Source organism: Amycolatopsis sp. NBC_01286 (genome assembly GCF_035982555.1).
Lineage (GTDB): Bacteria > Actinomycetota > Actinomycetes > Mycobacteriales > Pseudonocardiaceae > Amycolatopsis.
Genome location: NZ_CP108428.1, coordinates 9,474,367 through 9,493,943 on the forward strand (window position 1 = coordinate 9,474,367; position 19,577 = coordinate 9,493,943).

The window sequence follows — 19,577 nt, forward strand, 5'->3', positions numbered from 1 at the left end:
CGGCTGTGGCGGGCTACCGGACCGCTCAGTCGAGCCCCGCGCGGCCCTCGGCCCAGTAGGCCTTGCCGGTGACCGCGCGGGGTGGGTGCGGCCACGTCCGGCTGTCGCGGCGGACCGCGTGGACCGTCGCCGCGTCGCCGGTGACGACGAGGCCGCCGGGGCCGGCCGCGCGGGCCCGGCTCAGCAGCTCGGCGCGGTCGGCCGTCTTCCCGACCACCTGCGCGTCGAGGTCCAAGCCGGCCAGGACCTCGGTCAGCCCAGCGGGATCGCGCGCTTCGAAGACGTGTGACACCTCGGCGGTGACGGTCCGCAGCGCGCAGGCGAGCGCCACGCTGGACTCGTCCCCGACGAAGACCACCGGGCCGGCGGTGGCACGCAGGTCGATCGAGCGGCGCGGGCCGAACACCTCGCACGCTTCGCCGACCGCCACCTGCCGCAGCCACCGCGCCGCCGGGCCGTCGCCGTGGGTGAAGCCGAGCAGCTCCGTCACGCCGCGCTCGACGTCCCAGCCGATCGGCGTGTAGGTGCGCAGGCTCAACGTGCCCCGCCGCGGCCGGAACTGCAGCTTCGCGCCCGGTACCCAGGTGGCCTTGCGGAAGGCGTCGGCCGCCAGTTCCACGCGCACGAAGTCGGACGGCAGCCGGGTCACCGCGGTGACCCGGGCGGTGTCCAGCACCATGCCGCCGGCGAGGTCGGCGAGACGTTCGAGTGCGGTCATCGTGCTCCTTTTCGACGTCCCCATGGACATCTCACGAACTCTGGACGGGCTCGGGTACCGCTTAACGAACGGGTATTGCGGCGCTTCGGCGACAGTCCTAGCGTGTGCCCCGACCGTTGATCGGACTGGGGGTCCCATGCCACGTAGTCGTCGATTCATCATGCCCATCGGAGCGGTGCTCGCCGCCGGAATGCTCCTCGCACCACCCGCGAACGCCGCGGCGGGGCCCACCACCCTGCCCGCGAGCCAGTACACGCTCAGCGCGAACTACCACCAGTTCGACGCCGTCGACACGGCGCTCGTCTCGACGCTGGGGACCGCCGCCGTGCACACGGTGATGGACAACGCGAACCACGACCGGACCGGGCTCCCGTCGTCGTTCGCCCCGGCCGGCCTGTCGACCGGGTTCCAGTTCGACAGCGCGGACAACTCCGACTGCGCGAACTACCCGCAGGGCATCACGACCAGCCGGGACGCGGTCGGCACGGCCGACAGCGGCAACTACGACGGCCACCAGCTCGTGGCCGTCAGCTGGTACACCAAGGCCTCCTGCACGGGCGCGCAGGAACGCAGCCGGATCACGCTGGTCGACTGGGATGCCACCTACCCCAACAAGTACCGCAAGATCCTGCTGGTGCAGCCCACCGGAACCGCGGCGGCGCCGGACTTCCAGGACATCCCGATCCACGCCGGCGGCGTTTCCTGGTACGGCGACTACCTGTACGTCGCCGACACCGGGCACGGCATGCGCGTGTTCGACATGCGCAAGATCCTCAAGACGAACACGGGTGGCACCGCCGACCAGATCGGCCACCAGAGCGGCAGTACCTATTACGCGCACAACTACGCCTACGTCCTGCCGCAGGTCGGCACCATCACGGCGAGCACGACGTCCGGCACCAACCTCGCCTGGTCGTCGATCTCGCTGGACCGGGTCAGCAAGTCGATCGTGATGGCGGAGTACACCTGCGCGTCGGGCTGCACGGACTACCCGAACCGCGCCCCGCGCGCGGTCCGCTTCCCATTCGCCGCGGGCGCGACGACGTTCGCCGCGACGACGACCGCGAGCCAGGCGCTGCAGCTGCCCTGGTACAAGCTCAACGGCGTCGCCTCGCACAACGGGCGCTGGTGGTTCAACTCCTCCGGGGACAAGAAGCTGTACTACTGGACCTCGGCGACCGGATCGGCCACGCACACCTGGGTGGGCAGCGGCGAAAGCCTGTCGTACTGGGAAGACTCGGCCAACGCCGACCTGCTGTGGAGCCTGCAGGAGGGCGCGGGCAGCCGGAACGTCTTCGCCGTCACGCAGGCCACCTACGGGGCCTGACGTAAGCTGGGCGAAACGGACACGCCCCAGCGGAGGTGCAGGTGACGAGGCTCAAGCAGCTGCTCGTCGTCCTGCTGATCCTCCTCGGCACGGCGACCGGCGCGACCTCCTGGGACGCGCCGGTCGTCACCGCCGGGCCGTCGGCGTCCACTCAGGACACACTGACCGAGCGGCCCGCCGTCCTGCGGGTCACGGCGACCGCGCCACACCTGACCGCGCCGGCGCCGCACACCTGGTGGGCGGTCCACCCGCCCGCTCTCGAAGCGTCCTCGCCGGACCGGACCGGCCGCGTCCTGGACGCGCCCGGCACCCGATCGGCCGTCTCCCTCCCCACCGCGCAGTCCCCTCGGGCCCCGCCCGCCTGGTGAACCGGATTTCCCTGTTCACCACGCCTTCAGTGAGGACTGCGTTGTGCCCTTTGTCGTGCTCGTTCTGCTGATCGCCACAGTCGTGGCCGCGGTCGGCCTGCTCGTGAAGATGTTCCGGAACGACGAACCGCTCATGGGTGGGTTCGCCCTCTGCCTGCTGGTCGGCCCGGGAGCGGTGCTGGCGTTCCTGCACCTGGCCCTGGACGGCTGACGTCCGGCCCGGCCGGCGCCACCCCGGCGCCGGCCGGGCTCGCTTATGCTCATGAGGTGGAGACGGCACTGATCCTCGGCGGCTCGGGTGTGGGCCTGCTGATCTTGCTCCTGATCACCACGTTCGTGCTGCTCGGCCGCCGCGCGCGCCGCGGCCGCAAGTCCGGGAAGTACACCTACCGCGCCAAGCCGAACGGCACGTACGACAACTCGTCGAGCACCCCGCACTGACCGGGAGCTCAGCCGTCGTGGACGGTCAGCTCCACGCCTTCGGCCAGCCGGTACGGGCGAGTGTCCACAATGGCCCCCAGCCAGCGTCGCAGCCGTGATACCTCCGCGCGGACCGTCACCAGGTGCTCGGCGTCTCCGTACAAGGCCCGGCTCAACGCTTCCGCCGACAGGCCCGCCGGGCCGGCCGTGCGCAGGCAGCCCAGGATCTCCGCGTGCCGCGGGGTCACCGGGCGGCACCAGCTCGTGTCGCCCGAGCGCATCCGCAGCATCGGCGCCCCGGCGACGTCGAGGTCCAGCCACACCCGGCGCTCGGTGTCGGCCGGGCGCACGAGCCAGCCGGCCGCCAGCCGCTCCGGCAGGCACGCGCCCAGGCCCGGCACCGCCAGCACCTGGCCCTCCGACGGCGCGGCGATCCGTTCCCCCGCCGCGATGCCGACGGCGTGGGCGACCCAGCCGTCGTCGTCGACCAGCAGGGCGGGGCCGGCCAGCACCGGTTCCGCCGTGCGCCGCAGCCGGTCGAGGCGTTCCTGGTGGTGGCGCCACAGCTGCGACTCGGCCAAGCGGCGGCCGGTCTCGACCAGTGCGCCGATCGCCGGGTGCAGGGTCAGGGCCGGGCCGCTGACGTCGATCACCCCGAGCAGCTCGCCCGTGCGCGGGTCGTGCACCGGCGACGCCGTGCAGTACCAGGGGTGCTGGTTCTGCTCGAAGTGCTCGCCCGCCAGCAGCTCGACCGGCGCGGCTTCGGTCAGCGCGGTGCCGATCGCGTTCGTGCCGACCCGGGCCTCCCGCCAGTCCGCACCCTCGGCGAACCCCAGCGTGTCGGCCTGGCGCCGGATGCGGGGCGAGCCCTCGCGCCACAGGATGACGCCCTCGGCGTCGGTCACCACCAGCAGCACGTTCGCCGTGTCGAGCACCTGGCCGAGGTCGCCGACGACGTGGCGCAACGGCGAGGCGTGCCGGCGTCGCGCGACCTCGTCGAGCGGGACCGAGTCGCGGGTGTTGATGCCGTCGGCGGCGAGGCCCAGGCTCAGCGCGCGGGACCACGACCGCGACACCAGCGGCCGCGGCCGGACGCGCGGGCGGCCGCCGCCGATCACGGCTTCGTGCATCCGGACGAGGTCACGCGCGTGCGCCGGCAGGCTGGCACCGGGCGGTAGGGAGCTGTGCACGCCCATGGGCCACCTCCGCACCGTCGCGTCGGCCCACCAGCCTAGATCCGCCGGCCCGGTCCGCCAAGGGCGTGCAACACGGTGCAACCCTTGCCGCCGCGGTTCACCCAGGAGTGTGATCGGGGGCACAGCCGACGCTTGGGAGTGCTCATGACACAGACGGTGGATCGGACGGCCGCGACGGACACGCCGCAGGCCCGGGTGGACGCCTGGCTGAACCGGTTCGAGACGGCCCTCGCGGCCCGCGACGCCGAAGCCGCCGCCGCGCTCTTCGCCGTCGACAGCTACTGGCGCGACCTGGTCTCCTTCACCTGGACGATCAAGACGGTCGAAGGCCGCGACGGCGTGACGGGGCTGCTGGAAGCCACCCTCGACCGGATCGACCCGTCCGGCTTCCGCACCACCGAGCCGCCGACCGAGGCCGGCGGCGTCACCGAGGCGTGGCTCGAGTTCGAGACCGCGAGCGGCCGCGCGAAGGGCCACCTGCGGCTGAAGGACGAAGGCGCGTGGACGCTGCTGACCAGCCTGCGCGAGCTCAAGGGCTTCGAGGAACGGCAGCGCGACCGGCGCGCGAAGGGCGTCGAGCACGGCGTCGTCCGCGGCCGGACGTCCTGGGCGGAGAAGCGGGCCGAGGAGGACGCGCGTCTCGGCTACGAGCAGCAGCCGTACGTCGTGGTCATCGGCGGTGGCCAGGGCGGCATCGCGCTCGGCGCGCGGCTGCGCCAGCTCGACGTGCCGGCCCTGGTCCTGGAGCGCAACGCGCGGGCCGGCGACTCGTGGCGCAAGCGCTACAAGAACCTCTGCCTGCACGACCCCGTCTGGTACGACCACCTCCCCTACCTGCCGTTCCCGGAGAACTGGCCGGTGTTCGCGCCGAAGGACAAGATCGCCGACTGGCTGGAGATGTACACGCAGCTGATGGAGGTGCCGTACTGGACGAGCACCGAGGTGACGTCGGCGAAGTGGGACAACGACGCGGAGCAGTGGCTGGTGACCGTCGTCCGCGACGGCGAGGAGCTGGTGCTGACGCCGCGGCACGTCGTGTTCGCGACCGGGATGTCCGGCAAGCCGAACGTCCCGGCGTTCCCCGGGATGGACGACTTCGCCGGCGAGCAGCACCACTCGTCGCGGCACCCCGGCCCGGACGCCTACGCGGGCAAGAAGGCGGTCGTCGTCGGGTCCAACAACTCCGCGCACGACATCTGCGCGGCGCTGTGGGAGCACGGCGCCGACGTCACCATGATTCAGCGCTCCTCGACGCACATCGTGAAGTCGGATTCGCTGATGGACCTGGGCCTGGGCGACCTGTACTCCGAGCGCGCGGTGGCCGCGGGCGTCACCACCGACAAGGCGGACATGATCTTCGCGTCGATCCCCTACCGGATCATGGCGGGGTTCCAGACGCCGGTGTACGACGCGATCCGCGAGCGCGACCAGGACTTCTACAAGCGCCTCGAAAAGGCCGGTTTCCGGCACGACTGGGGTGACGACGGGTCCGGCCTGTTCATGAAGTACCTGCGCCGGGGCTCGGGCTACTACATCGACGTCGGCGCGGCCGAGCTGGTCGCCGACGGGAAGATCAAGCTGGCCCACGGCCAGGTCGATCACCTGACGCGCGACGCGGTGGTGCTGGAGGACGGCACCGAACTGGCGGCCGACCTCGTCGTCTACGCCACCGGCTACGGCTCGATGAACGGGTGGGTCGCCGACCTCGTCGGCCAGGAGACCGCGGACCGCGTCGGCAAGTGCTGGGGCCTCGGGTCGGAGACGACCAAGGACCCCGGGCCGTGGGAGGGCGAGCAGCGCAACATGTGGAAGCCCACCCAGCAGGAGGGCCTGTGGTTCCACGGCGGGAACCTGCACCAGTCGCGGCACTACTCCCTCTACCTCGCGCTGCAGCTCAAGGCGCGCTTCGAGGGGATCCCGACGCCGGTCTACGGCCTGCAGGAGGTGCACCACAAGGCGTGAACCGTCCGGGCGCGCCCGACGTGTTCGCGGTGTGAGGTCACCTACCGCGGAAGACGCCGAGATCACGCAGTGGGCCCAGCTCGCCGGCCGCGGCGACCGGCAGGCCCTCGACGAGTTCCTGCGGGCGACCCAGCCGCACGTCCGGCGGTACATCGCGAGCCTGAGCGACACCCAGACCGCCGACGACCTGACGCAGGAGACGTACCTGCGCGCGCTGGGCGGCCTCGGCCGGTTCCGGGCCGATTCGTCGGCCCGGACCTGGCTGTTCACCATCGCCCGGCGGGTGGTGGCCGACCACATCCGCGGCCTGCGCGCCCGCCCGCGTCAGGCCGCGCTGGCCGACTGGCAGTCCGTGGCGGAGGGGATCGCCCCCGCGGTGTTCGAGGAGCGGGTCGTGCTCGGTCACCTCGTCGCGGACCTCGAGCCGGACCGGCGGGACGCCTTCGTGCTCACCCAGACGCTCGGACTGTCCTATGTGGACGCCGCCGCGGCGTGCGGCTGCCCGGTCGGCACGATCCGCTCCCGGGTGGCGCGCGCCCGCGACGACCTCACGGCGGCGATGCGGGAAACCCCCGCCCGGTGCGCCTAAGCTCGCCGGATGACCCCACCGGCGGGACGTCTCGTCACCGAGACACTCGACTACGACGGCGGCCGGCCGGTCACGGCGTACGTTCCGGCCGCGCCGCCCCGGTTCGTCGTGTTCGCCGGTGACGGCCCGTCGATCGCGTCGTGGGGCGGCGATCTCGAGGCGGCCGGTTCACCGCCCACGATGATCGTCGCCGCGCACCGCACCGACGACGAGACGCGGCGGATCCACGAGTACTCACCGGGCGAGAGCACGGCGGAGTTCAGTTTCGACCCCGAACGGTTCGCCGCCCACGAGACGTTCTTCGTCGAGGACGTCCGCCGCTGGGCGCGGACGCGGTTCGGCGTCGCACTCCCCGCCGAGCGGACCGCGGTGCTCGGCGTCTCGGCCGGTGGAGAGCTCGCGCTCGCCGTCGGGCTGCGTCACCCCGACGTCTACGGCGCGGTCTTCTGCGCGTCGCCGGGCGGCGGGTACCGGCCACCCGCGGTGCTGCCGGAGCCGCTCCCGCGCACGTACCTCGTCGGCGGCACGAGGGAGCCGTGGTTCCTCGCGAACGCGACCCGGTGGGCCGACGCCCTCCGCGCCGCCGGCGCGGACGTCGTCATGGAGGAACGGACCGGCTCGCACGGCGGCGCGTTCTGGCGGGCGGAGTTCCCGCTGATGGTGGCGTGGGCGTGCGCCGCTGGACTAGGCCATGGCGACGAGCAGGCAGCCCATCCCGACGCTGGTGAGGATCCGGCAGGCGCCCAGCAGCCGCGGTGACCGGTTCCGCTCGGCCGTCGCCCCGGTGCCGGGCGCGCCGACCAGGGTCGCGCCGAGCCGGACCGTGTGCGCCGCGAAGTACCCGGCCAGCACCCACGCGATGAGCGGCACCGCGAGGCCCGTGCCGACCCCCGCCACGGCGGTCATGCCGGGCATGGTGGCCATCTCGTGCATCCCCGCCATGTCCATCCCGGCCATGTCGGACATGTCGTGGGCGGCGGGAATGCCGAACATCGGCGGCAGTTCGGGCATCGCGACGACCATGTACAGCATCGCCGCGCCGCCGACGACGTGGTGCAGCTCCCCCGCCGGGGCCCGCCGGCGCAGGATGCGCGCGGTGAACCACACCGTGACGCCGCCGAACAACGCGATCCACACCGGCGCGGGCAGCGGGTCCATCGCCGGCACGACCGTGACGGCCATCCCCGCGCACAGCACGAGGTGCGACGCGTGGGCCGGGCCGTCACCCCACCCGGCGGCGGGCCCGTCGCGGCGGGAGAGCACCCACCGCCCGGCGTAGTACGCGGCGAGCAGGAGGAACACGACGCCGAGCGCCAGCCGCAGCGCGAACGAGGCTGTCATCGCACCACCTTTCGAGGAGGATCCGCGCATAGGTCGGACGGCGGTGGCGAAAAGTTCCCGGCGGCCCGGCGTCACCCCGGCCCACCCGGATGGTTACGGTGGGTGGGAGTTTCTCCCCGCGGACAGGAGGCGCCCGGAAATGCCGTCGGACGATGCCGGTTCCCTGAACACCCCGGTCGGCGTCGACCCGGACCGGGCCAGCGTCGCGCGGGTCTACAACTACCTGCTCGGCGGCAAGGACAACTACGAGATCGACCGCAAGACCGCCGACCAGCTGGCGGCGTCGATGCCGGACGTCGTCGAGGTGGCCCGCGAGAACCGGCTGTTCCTCATCCGGGCGATCCGGTTCCTGGCCCACCAGACCGGGATCTCGCAGTTCCTCGACTGCGGCTCCGGGCTGCCGACCGCGGAGAACGTCCACCAGGTCGCGCAGCGGTTCGACCGGCTGTCCAAGGTCGTCTACGTCGACAACGACCCGGTGGTCACCGCACACGGCCGGGCGCTGCTCGAGGACAACGAGCTGACCCGCTACGTCGAAGGCGACATCTTCGACCCGCGCAGCATCCTGGACCACGAGGTCGTGCGCGCTCACCTGGACTGGACTCAGCCGATCGTGTTGTCGCAGGTCGCCACCCTGCACCACCACAAGGGCGACCGCCACGCGCCGGCCGACGTTATGCGCGAGTACATCGACGCCCTGCCCTCGGGGTCGCACGTGCTCATCTCGCACCTGCTCGACCCGCAGGAACCGGCGGACAGCGACGCGGCGCGCCAGCTGTCGGACGTCGTGGCCCGCGGCTCGTTGGGCGGCGCGACCTGGCGCACCCACGAGGAGATCGCCGAGCTGTTCGACGGCCTGGAGCTGATCGACCCGGGCATCGTGCCGCTCTACCAGTGGTGGCCCGACGGCCCGCGCATCAAGCCGGTCACGGTCGCGCACCGCATCATCGCCGGCGGTCTCGCCCGCAAGCCGTGACCGATCAGGGTTTCGTCCAGGCCGAACGCCGGTAGCGGCGGAACCCCGCCCGGCCGAGGTTGGCGGCGCTGACCGACCCGGCACGCGCCGTCGCGACGGCCAGCACACAGCCCGCGTCGGCCGCTGCCCGCAGCCGGTGCCGCAGCAACCGCGGCTGGGCGCCCCGCCCCCGGTGTGCCGGCAGGGTGGCCGCACCCCCGAGCACCGCGACGTCACCGTGCACGGTCATCCCCGCGGCGGCGATCGGCGTCCCGCCCTCGACCAGCAGAAACCGCCGCATCGCCGGCACCCGGTGCTCGGCGGCGACGAACGCGGCGACCACACCGGTGACCTCGTACCCGGCGAGCAGAACGTCGACGACGTCGTCGCCTTCGGTGACTCCCGGGTCGGCTCCGGGCGGCTCCCCGAGCCGTCGCACGGCCAGGAGGCGGTCCTCCGCCCGCACCAGCCCTTCGGGCACCTCGTCACCGGTCGTGAGCACGGTGGGGTCCCAGCCGGGCTCGGCCAGCAGCCCGTCGAGCGCGGGCAGCGTCTCCGGCGTGACTCCGGAGACCGTCGACAGGAACCCCAGGGCGGGGTCGGTGGCCAGCACGGCCAGCAGCCCACCGTGCTCCCACACCCGGAACCGCCCGGGCAGTCCGGCCGCGGTCGCCGCCGCGCAGGCCAGCCCCATCCGGCGGTGCAGCGCCCGCTCCGCGTCCCCCACCTCGCTCGACACGCCCCCAGCATGCCCCGCCGACCAGGTGATCGTTTGACCCGGCCCACCCGTGGGCAGTGATCACCCGGGGACGGTGGCACGCGGAAAGCCGGTGGTGAACAGGTGGACAACCCAAAGCGAGCCGACACGGCCGCCGAGCCGGCAGACGCGGCCACGAGCGCCGAAGCGGAGTCCGACGAACTGGCGGACGCCCTGGCCGACCTGCACCAGCGGATCACACGCCACGAACACGCGGTGAACACCCACCTCAACCGGCCCCGCTGACCGCCCGCGCCGGTTCTCCCCCGAATGCACCTCGACTCCGCGCCGACTCCCGCGCGAGAGTCAGGCAGTGAGCACCCCGCCGCCGAGCGAAGGACCGCCGACCGCTGATCCAGGCGGAACCGGCACACCGCCCCCACTCGGCGATCGCCTGGGCAAGGTCCTCACGACCCGCGCCATCGCGATGGCCGGGCTGCTCCTGGTCATCATCGCTTTCGGCACGCTCTGGCTGCTGCTGGCGTTGTTCGGCGGCGGCACCTCCGCCGACCAAGCGCGGCTGGAAGTCTTCCGGGCGACGAGCAACGTGGTACTCGGCGCCGGAGGTGCCGTGGCCCTTCTCCTGGCCGCGCGCCGCCAGCGGCTGGCCGAGCTGGAACTGCGCCGCAAGGAGCAGGAGCTCGCCCAGCGGGAACGCACCCAGGATCACGTCGAGCGAGTGGCCGCGGACAGCCGGGCGCACCAGGTGCGTCTCGCCGAAGACGCGAGCCTGGACGCGATCGAACGCCGGATCACCGAGCTGTACACCAAGGCGGCGGACCAGCTGGGCTCCACCACGGCGGCGGTTCGCCTTGCGGGTCTCTACGCGCTGGAAAGGCTGGCGCAGAACACCCCCACACAGCGTCAGACCATCGTGAACCTCCTCTGCGCCTACCTGCGGATGCCCTACACGCTGCCCTCTGTTCGCACGCTGCCGCCGTGGTCGTCCCTGAGCATCACCGAGACCCGTCCGGATGCGGCCGAAGCACCGCGGCGGCGCGACGACGGCTCTGATCACGCCAGCACACAAGAACTCGAGGTCCGGGGAACAGCACAACGCATCCTCGCCGATCACCTGTATCCCGGCGACGACCCGCACGAAGTGCGTTCGGAGTACTGGCCGGACATCAAGCTCAACTTGACCGGCGCACTCCTCTGCCACTTCGACCTGCGAGCGTGCCGCATCGGCAATGTCCGGTTCGGTGGTGCGCGATTCGCCGGCTGGACCCGGTTCGAAAACGTCCGCTTCGACGGCCACAGCATCTTCGGTGGCGCGACGTTCGAAAGATCGGCCAACTTCAAAGGCGCCCGCTTCCAAGAGGTGGCGTTGTTCCGGGGAGTTCGGTTCCACAGCAGCGCGGCGTTCGAAAACGCCCGCTTCCACGGCGGCGCTTTGTTCGGCGGGGAGCGCACGATCGACGGTGTAGCGCATCTCGACGGCGCCGTTTTCCACGGCTCGGCATCCTTCGCCGGAGCCGAGTTCGCCGGAGACGTGGACCTCGCCCATGCGCGCGTGAGCGGCGAAAACCACGATCACGTCTGGCCCGACGGATGGAAGCTTTCACCGGATGGCGACGCTCCGGTCGAGCGAACACTCGTCTTTGCCCGCTGACCGCCCCTCGCGACAGGCTTCGGAAACCGAGCCGACAGGGCCTTCGTCGACGCTGCTGGGTCCGGGTGGACGGATCCAGGGAGCGTCGTGCTGGGACCAAGTGAATTCACGCTGACCACGCACGGCTTCCCCCTCGGCGTCACGCTGGACCTCACCGACCGCGCCGCCCGGGGGCGGGCCGAAGACTCGCTGGTGGTGCTGCCCGCGCCGCTCCCGGTGGTCACCCGGGACGGTGCCTCGGCGCTGGTCACCGGCTCCGCCATGGCCGCCGGTGCCCGCCGGGTCGCGACGGTGCTCGTCACCGCCCGACTATGACCGCCGAGCGGCTTCGTCACTTCGGGCGGACCGGGATCGACGGGCTCGTGAGCGCCGGCGACCTCGGCCGGGAGCTGGGGGTGGCGATCGTCGCGGTGTGTGCGGGGCGGCGGTGGGTCAGTCCGGCCTTCGGCGGCCTGCTGTCCGGTGGCGACCCGGCGCTGACCCGGCGTGAACGCCAGGGTTCTCGGCCACATCGCCGACGGCCTCTCCAACTCCGAGTTCGCCGACGACCTGCTCGTCAGCGTCCGCACGGTCAAGCACCACGTGTCGAACCTGCTGGTGAAACTGGGTGCGAAGGACCGGGCCCACGCCGTGGCCCTCGCGTTGCGCTCGGCCGCGGCCAGCGGCTGACGCCGGCGGCACCGCCGTTCTCCTCCGGTGCACAACCCGGAGGAGAACGGCGACGATCCGTCAGGTTCCCGGGGTCACCGGGGTCTTCGACACCCCCTTGCCGCCCGTGGACGTGTTCGACGCGCCGATCACGTTCGGCTTCTTCTGCGAGACGCAGTCACTCTGGTTCGTCGCGTTGATGCCGTAGCCCGACGCGTTCGTCAGCGTGAACGTGTTCTTGCTGAACGTGGTGCCGCAGCCCGCGTTCTCCCAGACGTTGTGCACCTGGAAGCCGTCCAGGTACGGGTGGGTCACCTTGTTGCCGGTGATCGTGTACTTGTCACCCTTGACGTCGATCGTGGAGTCGCCGGAGTTCTGGTTCTTCTCCCCCGTGCCGTCCAGGGTGTTGCCGGAGATCAGGCCGTCGTGGGTGCCCTCCTTGATGTCGATGCCCTCGGCCGCGACGCCCGGGCCGATCTTGTTGTCCAGCACCTGGATGTAGTTGCCCGCGTCGGGGCTCTCGCCGCCGCCGGTGCCGTAGCACTCCCAGTTGCTGTTCGCCGAACCCAGGTAGACGCCCTCGCCGTAGCCGGGCTCTTCCTTGCCGGTGTTGTAGACGGTCGAATTCTTGATCACGCCGTACGCGCTGCTCTTGCGGAAGTGCACACCCTCGTAGCCGATGTCGTGCACGCTCACGCCGTCGATGGTGACGTGGGTCGCGCCGTCGAGGACGATGCCCTTCTTCGAGTTCGTGACCGAGATTCCCTTGATGTTCCAGTAACTCGCGCCCTGCAGCCACAGGCCGTAGCCGGTCCGGCCGGACGGGCAGTCGGTGTCACCGGGGTTGAACAGCGGGTCGTGCAGCACGGCCTTCGCGCTGCCCGTCAGGGTGATCGGCGCCGACGCCGTGCCCGGCTTCGTCGCCACGAACGCGCCGCTGTAGTCGCCGTCCGCCAGCGCGATCGTGTCGCCCGGCTTGGCCGCGGACAGCGCCGCGGACAGCTGGGTCGCGGTGGTGACGGTGATGGTCGTCGCCGCGGGGTGCACGAGCTGCCCGACCAGGCTCAGCGCCGCCAGTGTCTTGATCATCGGATGGTCCTTTCCGGACGGTCAGCTCACCGGGATGCTCTTGAGGAACAAGGACTTCGCGGTGCTCGTCTTCGTGTCGTCGACACCGTGCCCGTTCGTGTAGTCCCGCTGCTCGTTGTGCGCCCAGTCCACGATCGGCTGGCCGCCGGCGTCGAGGTGGTGGAACTTGGTGCCGTCCCAGCCGAACTGGTAGATCTTGGTGTGGTCGGCGTAGTACGGCGTGTACGCCGCGCCCGCGGTGATCTGCTTGGTCATCGTGTTGTTGAAGAAGACGTTGCGCGGGCCCGACGAACCGGACCACTTGACCGCCTTCTGCCCGGTCGACCAGTAGATCGGGAACCAGCTCGAGTCGTCCGGCGCGTCACCGCCCTCGTCACCGCAGTGCGCGGTGCAGTTGCCCGAGCGGTGGGCGTAGGACACCCGGCTGGTGTTGTTCTCGAACAGGTTGTTGCGCTCGTAGCCGCCGTGGATGTTGAAGTCCGAGTCGATGTCGTTGCCGATCACGACGTTGCCCGAGGCCGACCACTGGAAGGTGAAGTGCCGCAGGTCGCGGGTGGTGTTGCCGGCGTAGAGCGAGTCCCAGACGCGGGAGCCGCGGAAGTAGCCGTTGCCGCCCTTGCCCTTGTTCCACGAGCCGTCGAGCTCGTTGTTCACGATCTGGAGGTTCTTGGCCTCTTCCGTCACGATCGGGTGCGACCCGGTCATCGTCGAGTGGATGCCGGTGACCCAGGAGTCGGCCGCCCACTTGAACACGATGCCCTGCATGGCCAGCGACGGCGCCAGGTTGCCGTAGTTGTCCTTGGCCTGCGCCTCGGTGATGCCGGCCGGGGCCGACTGACCGAAGGTGAAGTTCTCGAAGCCGACGCCGACGATCGGGTCCGGGATCGGCGACGCCTTGGAGGCGTAGACACTGCCGTCGATGGCCGCCGAACCGTCCGAAGTGGAGTCGACCGGCATGTCGTACTCGAGCGGCTTGTCGATGGACACGGTGTGGTTCTTGGTGTCGATCGCGGTGATGGTGAACCACTGCTGGCGCATGTGGAGGTTCTCCAGCGGCCACGTCGTCGGGTAGGCGTTCATCGACTTGTAGAAGTTGATCGAGTTCGCGGCCCGCATGTTGATGAAGCCGCCGACCTTCATGTTCGTGGTCTTGGCGCTGGTGGCCAGGTAGACGGTCTTGTCACCGGCCCGCGCCGCGAAGCCCTTGTCACCCGGCTTCTCCCGCAGCTTCGCGCCCGCCTTCCAGTGCACGTTGACCGTGCCCTCGAAGATGTCCTTGCGGTTGGCCGGCGCGGCCTTGTACTCGCTGGCGTAGCTCGGGTCGACGCCCCGCGACTGCACGCGGAAGAGGCCGCGGCCCGGCCACAGCCAGCCGCCGGAGCCGTCTTCGTAGCCCATGTTGCCCTGGTCCCACTGGTCCCCGTCCGGCGTGAGGACGTCGTACTCGGTGTTCTTGTCCGGGGTGTAGACGAACTTCGTCTGGTCCGTGCCGGCGCCGCGCAGGATCAGGTAGCCGGCGTCGACGTGGATCTCGTGCGTGACGTTCAGCGTGCCGGCCGGGAAGGTGATCAGGCTCAGCTTGTCGTAGCTCGCCGAGGGCGTGCACGACGTGTGGATCTTGTCGATGGCGGCCTGGATGCCGGCGGTGTCGTCGACGCCGTCGTCCGGCTTGACCTGGTACGTCGAAGCGAGCTGGGCCGCGGTGATCTTGCAGCTCGCGCTGGGGTTGACGGCGCTGGCGCCGGGCAGGTTCCGGCCGCCGCGGTAGCCGGCCTTGCTCCAGTCGTACAGCCCGGCCACGGGGGCCGCCCGGTTGCCGGCCGAGGTGTCCAGGGTGGTGAGCGCGCCGGGGCCGGGCGGGACCGCGGTGGCGATCGACGGCGACACCGCGTTGACGCCGGCCGCGATGAACGCGGCGGCGGCGATGCCCGCGACTATTTTCTTGCGTGACAAAGGAACCCTCCGATCGAATGATGCACGGGACAGGGCACGGGGCCCTCGTGGAGACGCGGAACTCAGGCGGTGACGGGAATCCCGCGCGCCGGCCTCCTGGGGAACGCCGGCGGGACGGCGGGAACCGCCTCCGGGGACGTCGGGTACGCGGCAGACGACGAGGCTGCCGGCCGGGCGGTGACCGCCGGGCCGATCGCTGGTCTGGGCAAGGCTCCTCCGTAGCTGACTGGTTCTCACCAGGACTGCATGAAGGCGGCGTTGCCCCGAACCGTACAGCGTCGGGTCACGCTAGTAAAGATACTTTCCTAACAAAGGGTGTCCTGCCGGCCACTCAGTGCAAGCCGACCTTCGCTTCCACCAGAGCATTCCCGACGAGCGCCCGGTCGCCGTCCCGCACGGTGCGGCTCAGCTCGACGTGGCGGGAATCGACAGCGAGCGAGGGAGGTGCCGAGCGGCCGGCCTGGTTCGCCCCGTGGGCGGCCGGCGCGGCCCGCGACACCACCCCGGACGTGCTCGCCGTCGCGCTGCAGTACGCCGACGGCGCGCCCCCGCCGCGGGATCCCACCGGGCTCCGCGTCTCCGGCGACGCCACGTTCGGCGAGGGCGCCGACTCGAGGGGTTACCTGGCGCTTCCCCGACGGCGTCGGCGGCGGGACCCGGCCCGCGGGTGTCCCGGGTCGGCAACCTTCGGCGACACGTCGTTCCTCGAGGGCACGGGCGGGTACGCACCGGCGTGCCGGACCGCGACCCTTGTGACCCTAACCTTCGAGCTGGTCGCGCAGCTGGTGCAACGTCTTGGCCAGCAAGCGCGAAACCTGCATCTGGGACACGCCCACGCGGGCGGCGATCTGCGACTGCGACAGGCCTTCGAAGAAGCGCATCCGGACGATCGCCTGCTCCCGCGCCGGCAGCTTCTTCAGCAGCGGGACGAGCGTATGGTGGTCCTCGACGAACCCGATGCCGGCGTCCGGCTCGCCCATCACCTCGGCCAGGGAGCTGCTGCCCTCGCCGTTGTTGAGCGGCTGGTCCAGTGACGACGTCTCGTAGCAGTTCGCCGCGAGGAGGCCGTCGCGGACGGTCTCGACGTCGATGCCCAGGTGACCGGCGAGCTCGCTGGGCGTCGGGGCCCGGCCCAGGTGCTGGGCGAGCTCCGTGGTGCCGCGGGACAGCCGGCCTTGCAGCTCCTGCAGGCCGCGCGGGACGCGCAGCGCCCAGCCGGTGTCGCGGAAGTGCCGGCGGACCTCGCCCATGACGGTCGGGACCGCGAAGGACAGGAAGTCCGCTCCGTGCGTGGGATCGAACCGGTCGACCGCTTTCATCACCCCGAGCCGGGCCACCTGGACCAGGTCGTCGCGGGGCTGGCCCCGGCCGCTGAACCGGGTCGCGATGTGGTCGGCGAGCGGGAGGAACTCGATGATCAGCCGCTCGCGCAGCCGCGCCCGGCCGGCGTGGCCCTCGGGCAGGGCCGCGAGCTCGGCGAACAGCGGCGCGCAGTGGGAGTAGTCGTCCCGCTTGCGCTCGCGGGACCGCGGGTGGTCGTGCGTGGCCGGCACCGGGACGGCGACGTCCTGCTCGGTGCGGCCCGCGACCGGCGTGACGGTCGTCAAGGCGATCTCCTGTTCGTCGGGCTGCTGATACCCCCGCCACGGCGGGGCAAACCTCGTTCCGCGGTGACGGACGTCATCGTGACACTGCGGTTACGAACCGTCTCCGCCGGTAGGCCATTTGGTCCACAGTGGACGGCCAACCCACGGTCCGGCGCACCCCGCGCGCCGACCCGCTAGGATCCTTGCTGATCCGTTGAAACCACAGCGGTTGTGGTGGCGGCCGCGACTCGGCCCCACGTACGCAGCAGTGGCGAACGGAGACCGGAATGGCGGACACGGAACTCACCGGCCAGCTCGACGAACTGGCCGCGTCGGCCTCGGCCCTCACCCGCGCGCTCGAATCCGCAGACGGCGAGCAGAGCGTCCTCGACACCATCGTCACCGAAGCGGTCAACGCGTTCCCCGACGCCGACATGGCCAGCATCACCGCCATCCACCACGGCGAACCGGAGACCGCCGCGCATTCGGACCAGCGCGCCGTGGACATCGACCGGCACCAGTACGAAGCCGGCGACGGCCCGTGCCTGCAGGCCGCCGAGACCGGGCACGTCGTGCGCGTGTCGCTGTCCACGGCGACGCGGGAATGGCCGGAGTTCACCAAGCACGCCACCGCACTCGGCGTCGGCAGCTACCTCGCCGCGCCGCTGCGCGTCGACGAGACGCTCGACGGCGCGCTGAACCTCTTCGGCTTCGGCGACCACGGCTTCGCCGAAGCCGAATCGCACATGCTCAGCGTCTACACCACGCTCGTCGCGTTCGGGCTGCGTACCGTCCGCCGCTACCGCGTGGCCTTGACGGAGTGCGAGAACCTCACCACCGCCATGCGATCGCGCGCGGTGATCGAACAGGCCAAGGGCATGCTGATGGCGATCCACCGCATCGACGCCGACGACGCCATGCGGCGGCTCGTGCGCCAGTCGCAGCAGACCAACGTCAAACTGCGCGACGTCGCACACCGGTTCGTCACCACGGTTTCGGACAAGGACATCCGGGCCTGACGCCTCTCGTACCCGGGTATGAGGAAGCCGGCCCGCTTCTCGTGCCCCGGTACGGACTTCCGCTTCCCGCACAGCGGCGGCCCGGCGGCCTGCCTACTTTCGGCTCATGGACATCCGAACGGACCACCCCACTCCCCCGGGCACGCTGGTCGCCGCGTTCTTCGGCTACCTCGTGTCGACGATCTCCGCGCTGGTCGGCGCCGGGCTGCTGCTCGGCTACCGGGACGAGCTGGCGCAGGCGCTGCGCACCGCGAGCGCCGGCTCGTCCTCGGCGCACCTGACCGAAGACCAGATCCAGCGGTCGGCGACCTTCGGGCAGGCGGCGGGGATCGGGGTGCTGGTCGTGCTCGCCGCGCTGTACCTGTTCCTGAGCTTCCGGCTCAAAGCCGGCCGGAACTGGGCCCGCATCGTGCTGACGATCGTCACACTGCTGCAGGTCGCGTCCCTGGTGGCGACGTCGGGCACCGCGGTGAACTACGTCAGCACCGCGGTGTCGGTGCTCGCCCTGGTGTTGTCGTACCTCCCGGCGTCCAGCACCTACATCGCGCGCGTGAAGCACGCCCGCGCCGGGTGACACCTCCCGACGTCGCCGCGGCTCAGGCGCAGCTACCGGAATCCGTGGCGAGCACCGGGTCCTTCGCGGGACGAGCGCTGAACGGCGTCTTCTCGTAGACGCTCAGCGCGCCGTCGCGCAGCGTGTAGACGGTGCGGGTGCCCGAGTACGTCATCTGATCCACCGGGCGGCTGACGTCGTCGTTCTCGGCGGCGACGGTCGTGAACGCGCGGCCGCCCTCCAGGGGCGTGCACTGGTAGCCGAGGTGCGCGGCGACGCCGCCGCCTTCGGCGACCGAGAACGGCTTGTCGTCGGCGCCGACGACCTGGCTCAGGTTGCGGCCGTCGTAGTGCAGCACGGAGTAGAACGTCGTGTTGGCGCCGACGGACTGCGTGACGACCAGTTCGGCCCGGCCGTCACCGTTGAGGTCGGTCACCCGCGGCGCCTCGATGCCGAACTGGCTGTCGGCCGGCAGGTGGATCGACGTGTACGTCCCGTTCACCGTGGCCGAGATCAGCTGGTCGCTGTCGCCGGTCAGCTGCGCGGTGACGGTCTCGATCTCCCCGTTGCCGTCCAGGTCGGCGACGGTGGTGACCGGGGCCGGGCCCGCGGCCATGGCCGGCGCGGCGGCGGCGAAACCCAGCGCCGCGGCGAGGCCGGCGACGGTGGCGGTGCGGACGAGTCCGGTGCGGTTCATGAGATCTCCCTCCGTCTTCCGGTGATCTTTTCACCGAAAGTGCTCTCATGAAGGAAGACGGTCACGGCACCATCGCGTGCACCGCGGGTGCGATGTGCCACACGAACGCAACCTCGGCCCTAAGGCCAGGTCAGCCCAGGGACGCGCTCGCCGCACGCAGCTCGTCCAGGGCGGCCAGGACGCGCGGCGCGAACTCGCCCGCGGTCTCGCGGTCGGCGTCGGACCACTCGGCGTAGGCCCGCTTGAAGGCGAGCACGCCCAGCTCGGCCGCGAGGTGGGCGATCGGGTCGGGCACCCCGCGGGCGACGAGCGCCGCCGTCATGGCGGCCGCGAGACCGACGCTCTTGAGGGCGTCCCGCTCCTGCAGCTCGGCGCTGGCGGCGACGGCCGCCTTCAGCCGGGGGCCGAGCTCGCGGTTCATCGGGCCCATCGTGCTCGCCGCGCGTTCGAGGCCGGCCGCGACCGCTTCGAGCGGTGTGGCCCCCGGCGGCGCCTCGGTGATCCCCTCGGCCAGCAGTCGGCTCAAGGCCTCCTGCCCGGCCACGAGCAGGTCGCGCTTGTCCGGGAAGTAGCGGAAGAAGGTGCTTCTCGTGACCCCGGCCTGCTCGGCGATCTGCGCGACCGTGGTGGCGTCGTACCCCTGCTCGGTGAAGAGGTCGACGGCAGCCAGGACGAGCCGTTCACGCGCCCCCGGTTCCCATCGTGCCATGGGGCGATCATAGGTGATGGGACTAGTGTCGCATCACTCTGGTAGCGTGATGAGACACTAGTCCCATCACTTTCTGGA

General features: G+C 71.3%; 24 protein-coding genes. 14 read left to right on the forward strand and 10 right to left on the reverse strand.

Going from position 1 to position 19,577, the window contains the following annotated elements; all coding sequences use genetic code 11:
• Positions 1 to 25: 25 nt before the first annotated feature.
• The gene (locus OG570_RS43320; RefSeq protein ID WP_326954517.1) at positions 26 to 718 is read right to left on the reverse strand and encodes a siderophore-interacting protein; all 693 of its coding nucleotides are present in this window, start codon (positions 716 to 718) and stop codon (positions 26 to 28) included.
• Between the two features lie 160 nt (positions 719 to 878).
• On the opposite strand from OG570_RS43320, the gene OG570_RS43325 reads away from it, so the two are divergent.
• The 4 genes from OG570_RS43325 to OG570_RS43340 are packed head-to-tail and all read left to right on the forward strand — an operon-like array spanning position 879 to position 2,854.
• A complete protein-coding gene (locus tag OG570_RS43325; protein WP_326954518.1) occupies positions 879 to 2,045 on the forward strand; it encodes a hypothetical protein in 1,167 nt (388 codons plus the stop codon).
• Between the two features lie 41 nt (positions 2,046 to 2,086).
• Positions 2,087 to 2,413, forward strand: coding sequence for a hypothetical protein (locus tag OG570_RS43330; RefSeq protein ID WP_326954519.1), 327 nt, complete (start codon positions 2,087 to 2,089; stop codon positions 2,411 to 2,413).
• Between the two features lie 43 nt (positions 2,414 to 2,456).
• The gene (locus OG570_RS43335; RefSeq protein ID WP_326948092.1) at positions 2,457 to 2,624 is read left to right on the forward strand and encodes a hypothetical protein; all 168 of its coding nucleotides are present in this window, start codon (positions 2,457 to 2,459) and stop codon (positions 2,622 to 2,624) included.
• 56 nt (positions 2,625 to 2,680) lie between these two features.
• On the forward strand, positions 2,681 to 2,854 hold the full coding sequence (locus tag OG570_RS43340) for a hypothetical protein (RefSeq protein WP_326948091.1): 174 nt from the start codon (positions 2,681 to 2,683) through the stop codon (positions 2,852 to 2,854).
• A gap of 8 nt (positions 2,855 to 2,862) precedes the next feature.
• Here OG570_RS43340 and OG570_RS43345 read toward each other — a convergent pair whose 3' ends face one another.
• Positions 2,863 to 4,029, reverse strand: a complete 1,167-nt coding sequence (locus OG570_RS43345; protein WP_326954520.1) for a GAF domain-containing protein — start codon at positions 4,027 to 4,029, stop codon at positions 2,863 to 2,865.
• A gap of 144 nt (positions 4,030 to 4,173) precedes the next feature.
• Here OG570_RS43345 and OG570_RS43350 point away from each other — a divergent pair, with 144 nt between their 5' ends.
• From OG570_RS43350 to OG570_RS43360, 3 genes are read left to right on the forward strand one after another with little or no spacing between them, the layout of a single operon-like run.
• Positions 4,174 to 5,991, forward strand: a complete 1,818-nt coding sequence (locus OG570_RS43350; protein ID WP_326954521.1) for a flavin-containing monooxygenase — start codon at positions 4,174 to 4,176, stop codon at positions 5,989 to 5,991.
• 31 nt (positions 5,992 to 6,022) lie between these two features.
• Positions 6,023 to 6,580: a sigma-70 family RNA polymerase sigma factor gene (locus tag OG570_RS43355; RefSeq protein WP_326954522.1), complete on the forward strand. Its 558-nt coding sequence runs from the start codon at positions 6,023 to 6,025 to the stop codon at positions 6,578 to 6,580.
• 9 nt (positions 6,581 to 6,589) lie between these two features.
• On the forward strand, positions 6,590 to 7,339 hold the full coding sequence (locus OG570_RS43360; RefSeq protein WP_326954523.1) for an alpha/beta hydrolase: 750 nt from the start codon (positions 6,590 to 6,592) through the stop codon (positions 7,337 to 7,339).
• Here OG570_RS43360 and OG570_RS43365 read toward each other — a convergent pair.
• Complete coding sequence (locus tag OG570_RS43365; protein WP_326954524.1) at positions 7,265 to 7,921, reverse strand: DUF5134 domain-containing protein; 657 nt, start codon at positions 7,919 to 7,921, stop codon at positions 7,265 to 7,267. The two genes, OG570_RS43360 and OG570_RS43365, sit on opposite strands and share 75 nt — an antisense overlap.
• Positions 7,922 to 8,060: 139 nt before the next feature.
• Here OG570_RS43365 and OG570_RS43370 point away from each other — a divergent pair, with 139 nt between their 5' ends.
• Positions 8,061 to 8,897 (forward strand): SAM-dependent methyltransferase, encoded by an 837-nt coding sequence (locus OG570_RS43370; protein ID WP_326954525.1) that lies wholly within the window; start codon positions 8,061 to 8,063, stop codon positions 8,895 to 8,897.
• A 4-nt stretch (positions 8,898 to 8,901) separates the two neighbouring features.
• Here the strand turns inward: OG570_RS43370 and OG570_RS43375 are convergent, their stop codons facing one another.
• Entirely contained in the window at positions 8,902 to 9,615 is a 714-nt protein-coding gene (locus OG570_RS43375; RefSeq protein ID WP_326954526.1) for a GNAT family N-acetyltransferase, read from the reverse strand.
• 102 nt (positions 9,616 to 9,717) lie between these two features.
• Here OG570_RS43375 and OG570_RS43380 point away from each other — a divergent pair, with 102 nt between their 5' ends.
• The 4 genes from OG570_RS43380 to OG570_RS43395 all read left to right on the forward strand — a co-directional run bounded on the left by OG570_RS43380 (position 9,718) and on the right by OG570_RS43395 (position 11,914).
• Positions 9,718 to 9,879, forward strand: coding sequence for a hypothetical protein (locus tag OG570_RS43380; RefSeq protein WP_326948083.1), 162 nt, complete (start codon positions 9,718 to 9,720; stop codon positions 9,877 to 9,879).
• Positions 9,880 to 9,946: 67 nt separating this feature from the next.
• Complete coding sequence (locus OG570_RS43385; RefSeq protein WP_326954527.1) at positions 9,947 to 11,245, forward strand: pentapeptide repeat-containing protein; 1,299 nt, start codon at positions 9,947 to 9,949, stop codon at positions 11,243 to 11,245.
• Between the two features lie 87 nt (positions 11,246 to 11,332).
• Positions 11,333 to 11,560: a hypothetical protein gene (locus tag OG570_RS43390; protein ID WP_326954528.1), complete on the forward strand. Its 228-nt coding sequence runs from the start codon at positions 11,333 to 11,335 to the stop codon at positions 11,558 to 11,560.
• Between the two features lie 171 nt (positions 11,561 to 11,731).
• Positions 11,732 to 11,914 (forward strand): helix-turn-helix domain-containing protein, encoded by a 183-nt coding sequence (locus tag OG570_RS43395; RefSeq protein ID WP_326954529.1) that lies wholly within the window; start codon positions 11,732 to 11,734, stop codon positions 11,912 to 11,914.
• 60 nt (positions 11,915 to 11,974) lie between these two features.
• On the opposite strand, the gene OG570_RS43400 is transcribed toward OG570_RS43395, so the two are convergent.
• From OG570_RS43400 to OG570_RS43415, 4 genes are all read right to left on the reverse strand, one after another.
• Positions 11,975 to 12,982, reverse strand: coding sequence for a right-handed parallel beta-helix repeat-containing protein (locus tag OG570_RS43400; RefSeq protein ID WP_326954530.1), 1,008 nt, complete (start codon positions 12,980 to 12,982; stop codon positions 11,975 to 11,977).
• Between the two features lie 21 nt (positions 12,983 to 13,003).
• Entirely contained in the window at positions 13,004 to 14,935 is a 1,932-nt protein-coding gene (locus tag OG570_RS43405) for a hypothetical protein (RefSeq protein WP_326954531.1), read from the reverse strand.
• Between the two features lie 331 nt (positions 14,936 to 15,266).
• The gene (locus OG570_RS43410; RefSeq protein ID WP_326954532.1) at positions 15,267 to 15,500 is read right to left on the reverse strand and encodes a hypothetical protein; all 234 of its coding nucleotides are present in this window, start codon (positions 15,498 to 15,500) and stop codon (positions 15,267 to 15,269) included.
• Between the two features lie 193 nt (positions 15,501 to 15,693).
• Positions 15,694 to 16,488, reverse strand: a complete 795-nt coding sequence (locus OG570_RS43415) for a SigB/SigF/SigG family RNA polymerase sigma factor (protein ID WP_326951488.1) — start codon at positions 16,486 to 16,488, stop codon at positions 15,694 to 15,696.
• Positions 16,489 to 16,808: 320 nt separating this feature from the next.
• On the opposite strand from OG570_RS43415, the gene OG570_RS43420 reads away from it, so the two are divergent.
• Positions 16,809 to 17,540, forward strand: coding sequence for a GAF and ANTAR domain-containing protein (locus tag OG570_RS43420; RefSeq protein WP_326948080.1), 732 nt, complete (start codon positions 16,809 to 16,811; stop codon positions 17,538 to 17,540).
• Between the two features lie 106 nt (positions 17,541 to 17,646).
• Complete coding sequence (locus OG570_RS43425; RefSeq protein ID WP_326954533.1) at positions 17,647 to 18,114, forward strand: hypothetical protein; 468 nt, start codon at positions 17,647 to 17,649, stop codon at positions 18,112 to 18,114.
• 22 nt (positions 18,115 to 18,136) lie between these two features.
• On the opposite strand, the gene OG570_RS43430 is transcribed toward OG570_RS43425, so the two are convergent.
• Both OG570_RS43430 and OG570_RS43435 read right to left on the reverse strand, forming a co-directional pair.
• Entirely contained in the window at positions 18,137 to 18,790 is a 654-nt protein-coding gene (locus OG570_RS43430) for a VCBS repeat-containing protein (RefSeq protein ID WP_326954534.1), read from the reverse strand.
• A gap of 130 nt (positions 18,791 to 18,920) precedes the next feature.
• The gene (locus tag OG570_RS43435) at positions 18,921 to 19,499 is read right to left on the reverse strand and encodes a TetR/AcrR family transcriptional regulator (RefSeq protein WP_326948077.1); all 579 of its coding nucleotides are present in this window, start codon (positions 19,497 to 19,499) and stop codon (positions 18,921 to 18,923) included.
• Positions 19,500 to 19,577 lie beyond the last annotated feature (78 nt).

What these genes read in the sequence shown, in the direction of transcription:
- OG570_RS43430 (WP_326954534.1), bottom strand. Translation starts at nt 18,790, where the DNA reads ATGAACCGCACCGGACTCGTCCGCACCGCCACCGTCGCCGGCCTCGCC.
- OG570_RS43435 (WP_326948077.1), bottom strand. Translation starts at nt 19,499, where the DNA reads ATGGCACGATGGGAACCGGGGGCGCGTGAACGGCTCGTCCTGGCTGCC.
- OG570_RS43370 (WP_326954525.1), top strand. Translation starts at nt 8,061, where the DNA reads ATGCCGTCGGACGATGCCGGTTCCCTGAACACCCCGGTCGGCGTCGAC.
- OG570_RS43360 (WP_326954523.1), top strand. Translation starts at nt 6,590, where the DNA reads ATGACCCCACCGGCGGGACGTCTCGTCACCGAGACACTCGACTACGAC.
- OG570_RS43425 (WP_326954533.1), top strand. Translation starts at nt 17,647, where the DNA reads ATGGACATCCGAACGGACCACCCCACTCCCCCGGGCACGCTGGTCGCC.
- OG570_RS43345 (WP_326954520.1), bottom strand. Translation starts at nt 4,029, where the DNA reads ATGGGCGTGCACAGCTCCCTACCGCCCGGTGCCAGCCTGCCGGCGCAC.
- OG570_RS43365 (WP_326954524.1), bottom strand. Translation starts at nt 7,921, where the DNA reads ATGACAGCCTCGTTCGCGCTGCGGCTGGCGCTCGGCGTCGTGTTCCTC.
- OG570_RS43420 (WP_326948080.1), top strand. Translation starts at nt 16,809, where the DNA reads ATGGCGGACACGGAACTCACCGGCCAGCTCGACGAACTGGCCGCGTCG.
- OG570_RS43320 (WP_326954517.1), bottom strand. Translation starts at nt 718, where the DNA reads ATGACCGCACTCGAACGTCTCGCCGACCTCGCCGGCGGCATGGTGCTG.
- OG570_RS43350 (WP_326954521.1), top strand. Translation starts at nt 4,174, where the DNA reads ATGACACAGACGGTGGATCGGACGGCCGCGACGGACACGCCGCAGGCC.
- OG570_RS43325 (WP_326954518.1), top strand. Translation starts at nt 879, where the DNA reads ATGCCCATCGGAGCGGTGCTCGCCGCCGGAATGCTCCTCGCACCACCC.
- OG570_RS43400 (WP_326954530.1), bottom strand. Translation starts at nt 12,982, where the DNA reads ATGATCAAGACACTGGCGGCGCTGAGCCTGGTCGGGCAGCTCGTGCAC.